The organism is Mycobacterium sp. ACS1612, assembly GCF_001667505.1.
In the GTDB taxonomy this organism is placed as follows: Bacteria; Actinomycetota; Actinomycetes; order Mycobacteriales; family Mycobacteriaceae; genus Mycobacterium.
On record NZ_LZHZ01000060.1, the window covers coordinates 26,450 to 37,953 of the forward strand.

Annotated in this window: 14 protein-coding genes and 1 pseudogene; 7 read left to right on the forward strand and 8 right to left on the reverse strand. The window is 65.8% G+C overall.

The window, feature by feature from the left end:
• Window positions 1-13 precede the first annotated feature (13 nt).
• Complete coding sequence (locus A5724_RS23385; RefSeq protein WP_067807956.1) at window positions 14-376, reverse strand: nuclear transport factor 2 family protein; 363 nt, start codon at window positions 374-376, stop codon at window positions 14-16.
• A 39-nt stretch (window positions 377-415) separates the two neighbouring features.
• On the reverse strand, window positions 416-925 hold the full coding sequence (locus A5724_RS23390; protein WP_067807959.1) for a MarR family winged helix-turn-helix transcriptional regulator: 510 nt from the start codon (window positions 923-925) through the stop codon (window positions 416-418).
• A 191-nt stretch (window positions 926-1,116) separates the two neighbouring features.
• Between A5724_RS23390 and A5724_RS23395 the strand changes: the two genes are divergently transcribed.
• Window positions 1,117-1,785 carry a TetR/AcrR family transcriptional regulator gene (locus A5724_RS23395; protein ID WP_067807969.1) on the forward strand — a complete coding sequence of 223 codons (669 nt, stop codon included), beginning with the start codon at window positions 1,117-1,119 and terminating at the stop codon, window positions 1,783-1,785.
• A 19-nt stretch (window positions 1,786-1,804) separates the two neighbouring features.
• Window positions 1,805-2,743, forward strand: a complete 939-nt coding sequence (locus tag A5724_RS23400) for a R2-like ligand-binding oxidase (RefSeq protein ID WP_067807972.1) — start codon at window positions 1,805-1,807, stop codon at window positions 2,741-2,743.
• A 3-nt stretch (window positions 2,744-2,746) separates the two neighbouring features.
• Here the strand turns inward: A5724_RS23400 and A5724_RS23405 are convergent, their stop codons facing one another.
• Window positions 2,747-4,078 (reverse strand): adenylate/guanylate cyclase domain-containing protein, encoded by a 1,332-nt coding sequence (locus tag A5724_RS23405; protein ID WP_067808337.1) that lies wholly within the window; start codon window positions 4,076-4,078, stop codon window positions 2,747-2,749.
• Window positions 4,079-4,216: 138 nt separating this feature from the next.
• Between A5724_RS23405 and A5724_RS23410 the strand changes: the two genes are divergently transcribed.
• Entirely contained in the window at window positions 4,217-4,654 is a 438-nt protein-coding gene (locus A5724_RS23410; protein ID WP_067807975.1) for a hypothetical protein, read from the forward strand.
• Between the two features lie 105 nt (window positions 4,655-4,759).
• Here A5724_RS23410 and A5724_RS23415 read toward each other — a convergent pair.
• The 4 genes and pseudogenes from A5724_RS23415 to A5724_RS23430 all read right to left on the reverse strand — a co-directional run bounded on the left by A5724_RS23415 (window position 4,760) and on the right by A5724_RS23430 (window position 7,294).
• Window positions 4,760-5,930, reverse strand: a pseudogene (locus A5724_RS23415) (DUF222 domain-containing protein).
• Window positions 5,931-6,042: 112 nt separating this feature from the next.
• The gene (locus A5724_RS23420) at window positions 6,043-6,435 is read right to left on the reverse strand and encodes a DUF4267 domain-containing protein (protein ID WP_067807980.1); all 393 of its coding nucleotides are present in this window, start codon (window positions 6,433-6,435) and stop codon (window positions 6,043-6,045) included.
• Between the two features lie 23 nt (window positions 6,436-6,458).
• A complete protein-coding gene (locus tag A5724_RS23425) occupies window positions 6,459-6,890 on the reverse strand; it encodes a VOC family protein (protein WP_067807983.1) in 432 nt (143 codons plus the stop codon).
• Window positions 6,887-7,294, reverse strand: a complete 408-nt coding sequence (locus A5724_RS23430; RefSeq protein WP_232004958.1) for a Zn-ribbon domain-containing OB-fold protein — start codon at window positions 7,292-7,294, stop codon at window positions 6,887-6,889. Before A5724_RS23430 ends, A5724_RS23425 begins: the two co-directional genes overlap by 4 nt.
• A gap of 101 nt (window positions 7,295-7,395) precedes the next feature.
• Between A5724_RS23430 and A5724_RS23435 the strand changes: the two genes are divergently transcribed.
• The 4 genes from A5724_RS23435 to A5724_RS23450 are packed head-to-tail and all read left to right on the forward strand — an operon-like array spanning window position 7,396 to window position 10,569.
• Complete coding sequence (locus tag A5724_RS23435; RefSeq protein ID WP_067808339.1) at window positions 7,396-8,586, forward strand: thiolase family protein; 1,191 nt, start codon at window positions 7,396-7,398, stop codon at window positions 8,584-8,586.
• Complete coding sequence (locus A5724_RS23440; RefSeq protein ID WP_067807989.1) at window positions 8,580-9,341, forward strand: DUF1906 domain-containing protein; 762 nt, start codon at window positions 8,580-8,582, stop codon at window positions 9,339-9,341. The genes A5724_RS23435 and A5724_RS23440 overlap by 7 nt, the downstream gene beginning before the upstream one ends.
• On the forward strand, window positions 9,338-10,213 hold the full coding sequence (locus A5724_RS23445) for an alpha/beta fold hydrolase (protein ID WP_067807992.1): 876 nt from the start codon (window positions 9,338-9,340) through the stop codon (window positions 10,211-10,213). Before A5724_RS23440 ends, A5724_RS23445 begins: the two co-directional genes overlap by 4 nt.
• A 2-nt stretch (window positions 10,214-10,215) precedes the next feature.
• Entirely contained in the window at window positions 10,216-10,569 is a 354-nt protein-coding gene (locus tag A5724_RS23450; protein ID WP_067807995.1) for a VOC family protein, read from the forward strand.
• A gap of 3 nt (window positions 10,570-10,572) precedes the next feature.
• Here A5724_RS23450 and A5724_RS23455 read toward each other — a convergent pair whose 3' ends face one another.
• The gene (locus A5724_RS23455) at window positions 10,573-11,463 is read right to left on the reverse strand and encodes a PHB depolymerase family esterase (protein ID WP_067808341.1); all 891 of its coding nucleotides are present in this window, start codon (window positions 11,461-11,463) and stop codon (window positions 10,573-10,575) included.
• Window positions 11,464-11,504: the final 41 nt, after the last annotated feature.

An 11,504-nucleotide genomic window follows, 5' to 3' on the forward strand; every position in this document is an offset into this window, starting at 1 on the left:
GGTGAAACATCACCTATTCCGGGGGGTTCAGCACTGTCCACATCCGGATGATGCGTTCGTCGGCGATCTCGGCGACGTCGAAGCCGGACGCGACTGTGGCATTGTCGGGGGTCCGGACCTCCCAGGCAAGGAAACCGAGGCCGCGGGTCTGACGTACCGGGCTTGCCTTGACGAAGTGCATGCCCGTCAGCTTTTCCTGCAGCTCAGCAGCCTTGGCGTTCAGCTCGTCATGCCCGGTGGCGGTGCCTTCATCGTCGATCCACTCCACGTCATCCGCGTAGGTCACGGCGATCGCTTCGGCGCGCCGTTGCGGGTCCCGTTCGTCGAACACGCCCAGCAGATTGGCTTCCATCAGGCGGGTGATGACTTCACTCATCGTCTGCTCCCATCGTTTAGGTGATAAATCACCTAAACTCTAGCTCGGCGCTGGCGGGAGTGAGCTGTTGTGATCGAGGTTGACGTGAATGTGCTCCAGTGCGGCCGTGAACGGGGCGAGCAGATTCTCGGGCAGCGGATCGAAGAACAGGCTGCGCACCAGGTCGACATGCCCGGGTGCGGCGTCGGCGATCGCCTGCCGCCCTTTCTCGGTGAGCACAACGTTGGTCGTGCGGCCGTCTTCGGTGCTGGGGCGGCGCTCGGTGAGACCACGTTCTTCCATGCGTCGCAACTGATGTGACAGCCTGCTACGTTCCCAGCCGATCTGCGCGGCCAAGTCGCTGACACGCAAGCCCTCGTCGTTGTCACCGCTGAGCGCCACCAGCACGTCGTAGTCGGACAGCGACAATCCCGAGTCGGCCTGCAGCTGGCGGTTCATCTCGTAGGTCATTCGTAGCTGCACTCGCATATAGGCGACCCAGGCGCGCTGCTGTCTCGGCGTCAGCCATCCACGCTTCGGTGATGTGTCCCGCACTTTTCTCGGCGTCACGGTTGTCAGTATGACGACGGTCCCTCCGGGGAAGTGCGTTAGTTCGATTTGTCGAATCTGCGATCTCCACCGGAGCACCGGGATCGGCAATGCGTAGGAATGCTGAAGGCGGCGACTATCGGCACGACCTTGACTGTGACAGCCCTCACAGTAATATGACCAGTGGTCATACAAGGCGCGAGGAGGTGCCTGTGCCGACAGTGACGTGGGCGCGACTTGACCCGGCTCGTCGGGCGGCGGTGATCGACGCCGCGGAGGCTGAGTTCGGGGCGCATGGGTTCTCCGGCGGCAGCCTGAACGTCATCGCGCGGCGCGCCGGAGTCGCCAAGGGCAGCCTGTTCCAATACTTCGCGGACAAGCGCGATCTCTACGCGTTCATCGCCGATGTCGGCAGCCAGCGGGTGCGCACCTACATGGAGACCCGCATCGTCGAACTCAACCCGAGCAGGCCGTTTTTCGAGTTTCTGACCGATCTGATGGATTCGTGGGTCACGTACTTCGCCGATCATCCGAAGGAGCGGTCGCTGCACGCCGCGGCGAGTTTCGAGGTCGACACCGATGCGCGCATCAGCGTGCGCAGCGTCATCCATCGTCACTACCTGGAGGTCCTGCGCCCGCTGGTGCGAGACGCGCAGATACGCGGCGACGTGGCGGCCGAGGCGGACACCGATGCGCTGCTATCGCTGCTGCTGCTGGTCTTCCCGCACCTGGCCTTGGCGCCGTATGTGCGCGGGATGGACCCGGTCCTCGGCCTCGACGAACCGAACCCGGAACAGCCGGCACTGGCCGTACGCAGGCTGGTCGCGGTGCTGCGAAGCGCGTTCGCCACATCGCCGTCGATGACATCAACCACCGCTTGATCGACAGGAGGTCATTGCCATGACAAGAACACGGTCACAGTCGCTCGCCGCGGGCGGACTCAACTGGGACAGCCTGCCGCTCAAGCTGTTCACGGGCGGAAATGCCAAGTTCTGGGATCCGGCCGATATCGACTTCTCCCGCGACCGGGAAGACTGGGAGTCGCTGACCGAACTCGAGCGCGAGTGGGCCACCCGGTTGTGCGCGCAGTTCATCGCGGGCGAGGAAGCGGTCACCCAGGACATCCAGCCGTTCATGGCGGCGATGCGCGCCGAGGGCAGGCTCGGTGACGAGATGTACTTGACACAGTTCGCGTTCGAAGAGGCCAAACACACGCAAGTGTTCCGCATGTGGCTCGACGCCGTCGGCATGACCGGCGATCTGCAGCACTTCCTCGACGACCTGCCCGCGTACCGGACGATCTTCTACGACGAACTCCCCCAATCGCTGGACGCGCTGGCAACCGATCCGTCGCCTGCGGCTCAGGTCCGCGCTTCGGCCACGTACAACCACGTCATCGAGGGCATGATGGCGCTGACGGGATACTATGCGTGGCACCGGATTTGCGTCGACCGTGGCATCCTGCCCGGGATGCAGGAACTGGTGAAGCGGATCGGTGACGACGAGCGGCGACACATGGCATGGGGGACGTTCACGTGTCGACGCCATGTCGCTGCCGATGACTCGCTCTGGGGTGTGTTCGAGACCCGGATGAACCAACTCATCCCGCTGGCGTTGCAGAACACCGAAGACGCTTACGCCCTTTACGAGGTGATCCCGTTCGGCCTCGAGAAGGACGAATTCCAGCAGTACGCCACCGACAAGGGCATGCGCCGCTTCGGCACGATCAGCAGCGCCAGGGGTCGTCCGATCGAGGAGATCGATATCGATTACACGCCGCTGCAACTCGAGGACACGTTCGCCGACGAGGATCGAAAAGCGTTGGCGGCGTCGGCCTAGCGGTTACAGCGGTTTACTGACGCGAAACACCTCGGTCTCGTCGGCCAGGCCCTTGAGGCGTTGCGCACCGAGGCTTTCAAAGCGCAACCCTGACCCTGCCGACAGGTCGCGCACGGTTCGGCTGGCGAGCACCTCGTCGGCATGCGCCATCCCACCGATGCGCGCGCCCACGTGAACGGCCATTCCGCTCCACTCGTCACCGCGCTTCTCGCATTCACCGATGTGCACACCGACCCGGACATGCATACCGAGTCCGGCCAGCGTCGGCACCAGTTCGAGCCCGCACCGGGCCGCCTTGGTAGGGCCGTCGAAGAGCGCGAACACGCCGTCTCCGGTGTGTTTGGCGCGCTGACCGCCGTACTTTGACAGCAACCGGTCGACCAGCCGATCGTGCGCGTCGAGTTCGTGGCGCCAGTGCGTGTCACCATGCGCGCTGAGCAGTTCTGTCGAGCTGACAATGTCGGTGAACATCACCGTCGAGAGCACCCGCTCGCCTTGCTCCTCTTGCGAGGCGCCACAGGCAAACTCGACGATGGCCGACGCGAGCGCGTCATCGAGCAAGCCGTGCGGTCCCGGCGGTAATTCCCGGAACTCGGCGCCGGGAATGGCCTCGGCCAATGCGCGGCCGGACTCGGGTGTCGCGACGACGTCGCCGCGCCTGCAGAGCACAAGGGTGGGAGTTCGCACGGTTCGCAACAACGGACGCACGTCGATCGCGGACACCGCGTCCCATAGCATCCGCGCCATCATCGGACTCGCAGATGTGCGCTCGATGCGGCCGTACATTTCGCGGAAGCCCGGTACATCGGCGATGGAGCCGAAGAAAAGATCGGCCAGTGCGCCTTCACCCCAACGCTTTTCGATCTGCTCGTGGACTCGGTTTGAGAGATCGGAGCCGAATCCCCACGGATAATCCGGCAGCTCCGGGATGAATCTCGGAAGCGTTCCGTACAGGATCAGCGAGCGAACGCGTTCGGGATAGGTCGCTGCGAACAAGATGCTCATCGGGCCGCCTTCCGAGACGCCCCACAGCACCGGACAATCCGCCCCCACTGCATCCATCACCGCGTGCAGGTCGTCCATCCGCTCGTCGAGCGGCGGGACTCGTGTCACGGGGTCCGACAGGCCTGTCCCGCGTTTGTCCCAGGCAACGAACCGAGTGCGGTGCGCCAACTGCTCGAAGAACGGGGTGAACGGAAGGTCGGGATCGGCGATCATATCGACGTTGCTGACCCAACCCGGCACCCAGACCACTGTGGTGTCGGCGTCGCCCAGGGTGCGATACGCGAGGCGGACATCCCCGTTGCGCGCGTAATGCACTCCCCCGTCGATCACAGAAACATCGTGCACCCGCGGGGCGGCTGACCGAGCAGTTTTCGACCGTTGTCCACCGATCGGGGGATGATCGAATCCCCCGGTGAAAGGGCAGATCGCCGGAACCGCGCCGGGTGGTCGCCGGGAAATACTCGTGGCATGACGATCACGCTTCACACCCCAGTTGCCGCTGCCCCGTCTCTCCTGTCACGGATCGCCGCCCGGTTGGGGGCGCGCCACTATGACCGGTTGGTCCTATCCGGCGCCGGGCCCGAAGCAGGCAGCGCGCTGCAGGTGCACGTGCAGCGACTGGTCTCTCGCGGGCACCGGGAATTCCTCGCTGCCGAGTTGCGGCGGCGAGGCACGGCAGTGTTGTGCGACCGGGTGATGTCGGCGCCCGGCGCGAGGGTTCCCGCCGTGTGGGACGCCGCGGATCTGATCGAGCGGGTGGACAAGCGACTAGTGAGCCGTCGTGACGTCAGCCCGCGCGGCACCGCGCGACTGCGCCGACTGCTGGCCGACTGGAACGGACCGCTGCGGCATCGCGGCAGCGGTGATCTGTGCAGTGAACTGCGGGCGGTGCTGGCGGCGCTGTGAGCGGCGGCGGGTCCGCCCCGCAATGGACGCAATGGCCGAATTGCCCACCTATGAGCGACATTGTCGCGGAATGTATTGCACGCCTATGCTTTTCGCGGAACCGGGTCAGTTGTCGCTGGGCGGTGGTTTGGGTTCGTAGGGGTCGTACCACCACCAGTCGGCGCGTTCGCCGAGTGGCCCGGTCCAGGGTGAAACGTCGGGCGGTGGGCCGTTGGGTGGGCGGGCCAGTGATGCCGAGGTCAGTGGGTTGCCGTCGCTGTCGGTGACGACGAGGGTGTCGGCGGGCCCGGTGATGGTGATCTCGCCTTTGTGGTGCAGCCGGTGGTGGTACGGGCAGACCAGCACCAGGTTGTCCAGCTCGGTCAGGCCGCCGTCTTCCCAGTGGATGATGTGGTGGGCATGCAAACCCCGGGTGGCCCCGCAACCGCCGGTTGATGGTGCGGGTGGTGCGTCCGGTGCCGATCACCCGCCCGCAGCGTTGGAACCACACCTCACAGGTCGCATCGCAGGTCAGGTATTGGCGGTCGGCGTCCGAGAGCAGCGGCCCCAGGTGCAGGTTGGCGATGCGCGCCTCGAGATCCACATGCACCACCACGGTGGTGCGTTGACCCTGCGGGCGCCGCACCGCCTCGGCATCCCCACCAGATTCGACCAGCCGGATGAACGCCGCCGGGGCCGTCGGCAACGGCTGACCAGCGGTGTACTCGGCGAACAACGCATCCCGGTGTGACGCCAACGCCGCATCAAACGTCGCCGCCTGATCAATCGGCAACGTGATCCGATACTTCGTGCACTGCTCGTCCGAAGTCTTGCTGAACGACGCCTGCGGCTGCGGCGTGGGATCCGGATCCGGGCGCGGCTCCAGCTTCACCGCGGTGCGCAACTGGCTCACCGTCGCCACCGCCGCCAACTCCGCGTAATGCGCATCCGATCCCTCGCCCGCGCGAGAAGCGATCACCCCGACCTGATCCAACGACAACCGCCCCGCACGCATCGCTTGCGTACAGCGGGGAAACTCCTCCAACCGATCCGCGACCGTGGTGATGGTGTGCGCCGTGGACGACGACAATCCCAACCGCCAGGCCATCAACGCCGCCACCGAGCGCGCCCCGGTGGCACCCCACAAGTTGTCCCGCTCGATCTGCGCGGCGATCTCCACAATGCGCCCATCAATCGCATTGCGCTGCCCCGCCAACTCGGCGAGTTCCTCGAACAGCACCTCAAGACGATCACTGCGAGTCACCACAGGACCGTCGAACGAAGCAGCAGACGGGATCGGAAACATGACCCCATCATCACCACCACCTACGACACCGCACACGACCAAAGCCCCACCCGGGCTCAATCTGTGGATGAATTCGGGCCTGGGGATAAACGCGAGCGAATGTCTAGGGCGCCGGGTATTTTGGCCGCGGCCGACGCCGCGTCGCGCCCCACACCCCGACTCCGATTCCGACGGCCGCGCCGCCAAGACCGATCAGCCGCTGCGACGGCTTCATCTCACTGTGCACGCTCATGCCGCCGAGTAGGTCGGCCGCGTCCGCACCGCCCGACGCCAGAAACCAGCCCCGGGTATCGCGGCCGCGCAGTGCCGCCGTCGCCAGCAGCCCGCCGATCAACGCGTCGCGATATCCCATCGAACGCAACAGCAGTCGCGCCGTCGGCGCAGGCTCATCCGGGTCACCCCACAGCTTGTTCGCACCCACCGGGTCGACGAGAAACGAAATACCCGAGGCAAGTCGGATACAGCCGGCCACAACGCCGGCGCGATCGATCGGCACAGCCTGCAGCCTAAGGTGCCGTCTCAGCAGACGGCGAACAATTCGAGCTGAATGTTGTCCGGGTCGCGAAACACCAACGTCGCGAACGGGAACGGTTGATCGCCGGAACGGATCCCGGAGTGCTCGACACCGAGTTCGTCAAGCCACGCCGCCCAGGCCTCCAATTCCGCCCGCGAGGCGACATTGAAACCCACGTGGTCCAAACCCGTACGCGCTTCATCGAATGCCCGACCGTCGTTGCCGGCATTGGTGTGCAGACCGATCACCAGGCCCGAACGCTGATCGACGAGCAACACGCCGTACCCGGTGTCCTCGCGTTCATAATGCGGGAACGTCATGGGCACACGGTCGGCGCGGAACACCCGCTGATACCAGGCGACGCTCGTTTCGAGGTCGCGCACCGTCACGGAGACGTGATGGATCCCGGTGATGACTGGGCCCGAATCTTGGGTCATGGCTCATCCTTTCGCGGGACGAACACCGGAACGAAGGCCGTCTCGCCGTCGACCTCGTGGCATTCGAACCGGACCTCGACCGACATGCCGATGTACACCGAGTCCGATTCACAATCAACGATATTGGAGGCGATGCGCAGATCGGCCTGTTCTGCCAATTCGACGATCGCGATCACATACGGCACCGGCACAGCCGGATTGAACGGCTGATAGTTGACGGTGTAGGTGAAGACGGTGCCGTATCCCGAGACGGGGCGTGCGACGAGCGCGCCGCCGCAATCCGGGCAGTCCGCTGCCGGCGGACTGACCCACGCCGCGCACTGTGTGCATCGGTCGATGAGGAGTTGCCCGTCGGCGCCACCGGTCCAGAACGGCCGATTGTGCTCGTCGAGTTTGGGCAGCATCCGCGCCGGATTCGCGGGTACGGCGGCGTCGGGCATGACAAGCAAAGTACATTCCAGAAGGCTGTCATTACAAAAATAGACGTATGAGGTGAATGCTGCCGGTGAGCCATTTCGAGAAGGACGCGATCATCAGCGGCCTGGGCATCTCGCGCATCGGCCGCCGAACGGGCATCCCCGGTCTCGAACTCACCCTCGAGGCGGCCCACTCCGCCATCGAGGACGCCGGGCTGACGCCTGCCGACATCGACGGAATCGGCACGCTGGGCGATACGCCCCCCAGCGCGGTGCTCGACGCGCTGGGCATCGACGCCACCGATCAGACCTCGGGCTTCGGTACCGGCGGCGTGCTCATCCCGGTGATGTCGGCGTTCCGCGCGGTCTCCGAACGCCGGGCGCATCACGTGCTGGTCTACCGAACCGTCGCGATGCTGGGCGGTTCAGTGGATCAAACCGCGTCACCCATGCTCAACCCGCTGGCGTCGCCGCCCGTCGAGCCACGTCAGCCGGGCACCCGGCGCAAACTCAAACCGTTCGAAGACCTCGACGAACTGTTGGCCGCGCACTCGTATTCGGCGGCGAACTGGTTGGCGATGCACTGCCGCCGCCACATGGACCTGTACGGAACGACCAAAGAACAATTGGGCTGGCTCGCCATCCACAGCCGACGCAACGCCGGACTGAATCCGCGTGCGGCCTACCGGGATCCGATGAGCATGGCCGACTACCTGGCGGCGCGTCCGGTGTCGACACCGTTCGGACTGTTGGACTGCGACGTACCGATCGACGGATCCATCGCGATGGTTGTCTCCCATGCCGACTACGCACCGGATTGCCCGAACCGGGCCGTCGCGGTCGAGGCCATCGGCGGGGCGTACGGTTCGGGTGGATGGTTCCATCGCGACGATTTCCCGAAGATGGCGTCCGTAGAAGCGGCGGCCGAAATGTGGTCACGCACGGACCTGACACCCGCGGATGTGGACGTGGCCGAAATATACGACGGCTTCACCTTTCTGACGCTCGCCTGGCTGGAAGCACTGGGCTTCTGCGCCGACGGCGAGGCGGGGCCGTTCATCGAGGGCGCGACACGCATCGCCCTCGACGGCGAGTTGCCGCTGAACACCTACGGCGGCCAATTGTCGGCCGGACGCATGCACGGCTATTGGCTGCTGCACGAGGCGTGTCTGCAACTGCGCGGGCAGGCTGGTGACCGGCAGGTGACACAGCGACCGCAAGTCGCTGTCGCTGCAGCAGGAGGCGGACCGATCGCAGGATGCATGGTGCTGACATGCTGAACCCTGTTACCCGACGCCAAGCCCTCAAGTGGGCCGCCGCCACACCGGTGGTCCTTGGCCTCGGCGCGCTGGCGCCACAAGCTTCTGCGGCCAGCCTCAGGCTGATCGACTTCACGCACCGGTTGGTTCCGCCGCAAGCGATCAAGTCAGCAGGGTTCGACGGTGCGCTCGTGTACGTGTCCGAATTGCGGCCAGGCGCGGACTTCGACTTCAAACCGGTGACGCGGGAGTACGCAGACGCGTTACGCGCGAACGGTCTTCACATCGTCAGCTGCTATCAGTACGGCAAACCCGGGTGGCCGACACCGTCGGACTACACCCGCGGCTTCGACGGCGGCGTCGCCGACGCCAAGACCGCGCTACGGTGGCACGGCGCTGCGGGCGGCCCCGACACCGCCCCCATCTTCTTCAGCATCGACGAAGACATCGACCAGGACACGTGGAAAAGCACCGCGGTCCAATGGCTTCGGGGAATCAACTCCGTGCTCGGCGTGAACCGCACAGGCATCTACGGTCACGCGCAAGTGTGCGGATGGGCGATCGGCGACCATGTCATCGGGCGATCGACGTCGCCAGGTCACTGGTGGGCGTGGCAGACCAGGGCCTGGTCCCACGGTGAACGTGCGCCAGGGGCCGCGCTCTATCAGTCGGTCGTCGTCACCCCGTCGGACCCCGGCGTGGTGCTCGCAGGCACCAGCGTCGACGTCGACGACGTCCTCGCACCCGATTTTGGACAGTGGGGCCTGCAACGATGACCACGACTCCGGTGTCGTTCAGCGCCAACGGAATCGACGGCGTCCGCATCGTGGCAGACCGCTACGGCGATCCGGCCGCCCCTGCGGTGGTGTTCCTGCACGGCGGCGGTCAGACCCGTCGGTCATGGGGTCGCGCCGCGGCCGCGGTCGCCGAACGCGGTTGGCAGGCCGTCACGGTCGACCTGCGCGGCCACGGTGAATCCGACTGGTCGGACGACGGCGACTACCGCGTCACCACGTTCGCCAAAGACGTGCTCGAAGTGCTGCGCCTGCTTCCTGCACGGCCGGTGTTGGTGGGCGCCTCGCTGGGTGGCTTCACGTCGATGCTGCTGGCTGGCGAGCTTTCGCCCGCCACGGTGCGCGCCGTGGTGCTCGTCGACATCGTGCCCGACATGAATCCCTCGGGAGCGTCGCGGATCCACAACTTCATGTACGACCGGATGGAATCGGGTTTCGAATCGCTCGACGAGGTCGCCGACATGATCCAGGAGTACAACCCGCACCGGCCCCGGCCGACCGATCTCGACGGCCTCCGAACGAATCTGCGCCAGCGAGACGGTCGTTGGTTTTGGCATTGGGACCCGAAGTTCATCGACGGCACCTCGGCGCTCCCGCCGATCGAGGTGACCGAGGTGGACCGGATGTACGACGCGGTCGAGTCGATTCTCCGCACCCGCGTGCAGATGCTTCTGGTGCGCGGCCAGATGAGCGACCTGGTCACCGCCGAACGTGCTGACGCGTTCATCGCTCGCTTCCCCGAAATCGGCTTCGTCGACGTGGGAGGTGCCGGGCACATGGTCGCGGGCGATCGCAACGACCTGTTCGCCGACGCCGTCGTCGAATTCCTCACCAAGCACGCCGACAAGGACTGAACATGCGAGCAGAGCGCATCACCGCGAATCTTCAAGTAGCCGACGTCGATGCCGCCAAGAGCTTCTACACCGACTATCTCGGGTTGCGCGACGAGGAGTTCAACATGGGCTGGGCGGCCCGCTACACCTCACCCGAGACCGGAGCCCACGTCCAACTCGTGAGGCGTGACCTCGAGGCGCACCTGCTGCCTGTCATCTCGGTGCACGCCGACGACGTCGACGCCGCGCACGACGAAGCGCGGCAGCTCGGCTACGAGGTGGTGTACCCGCTGACCACCGAGGCGTGGGGGGTGCGCCGGTTCATGGTCAAGGCACCCGACGGCAACGTGATCAACATCGTGCAACACCGGGCGTAGCGGTCACCTGCCGTGCGTGGCGAAGAACTGCGCGCTGGCTTGCGATGAATCGATCAGCCAGGCGTGACCGCCGCCGTCGACCTGAAGGAAATCGACCTCGGTACCGCGGGCGCATCCCGCGGCGGTGAACCGGTGCACGGCACCGACGGCGTCTTCGACCGGCGCACCGGGGCAGCCGTCGAGTTCGCGCCACCGCTGCGCGAGCGCCGGCGCCGCCACGATGTCGCTGTACCCGCCGCGACCGAGCATCGTGCCGCCGCCGAACGGCACGACGGGGTCGGCGGTGCCGTGCACTTGCAGGACCGAGACAGGTTGGGACGGCGCGCACGGATACGCGGCGCTGAGCGTTCCGGCGACCGGGGCGATCGCGGAGACCAGGTCGGCGCGTTGGCATGCCAGTCGGTTGGCCATGAACGCGCCCGCCGACAGGCCCGTGGCGAACACCCGCCCGGGTGGGATGCCGTAGTCGCGGGAGAGTTGATCGATCAGCGCCGCCAGGAAGCCGACGTCGTCGACCCCCTGGCGGTCGGGCACCGACGCACCGCGGCCGTCGGCCCAGCTGAGGTCGATACCGTCGGGATAGGCCACCACGAACCCGTGCTGGTCGGCCACGGCGTCGTAGTTCGTTATCGCGGCCTGCTCGCCGCCGCTCTGCCCGGCGCCGTGCAGGTTGATCACCAGACCGCTCGGCGGACCCGGTGGGACGTGCAGTTGGTACGTCCGAGGCAACCCGCCGATCACCAGCTCACCCGGTGCATCCTCGCCTGGAAACGCCGACGCCGGTGCGTTGGCGAAAACGACAGAACTCACAACGACAGCTGCCGCTGCCGCAATGCGTCTTGCGTACCCATTCAGCACTAGTTGGCCAGAGTAAAGGACCCGGCCAATTCGCATCTCCGGTTCGGAGGATGAGGCCGATGCCCCATGCGCCGACA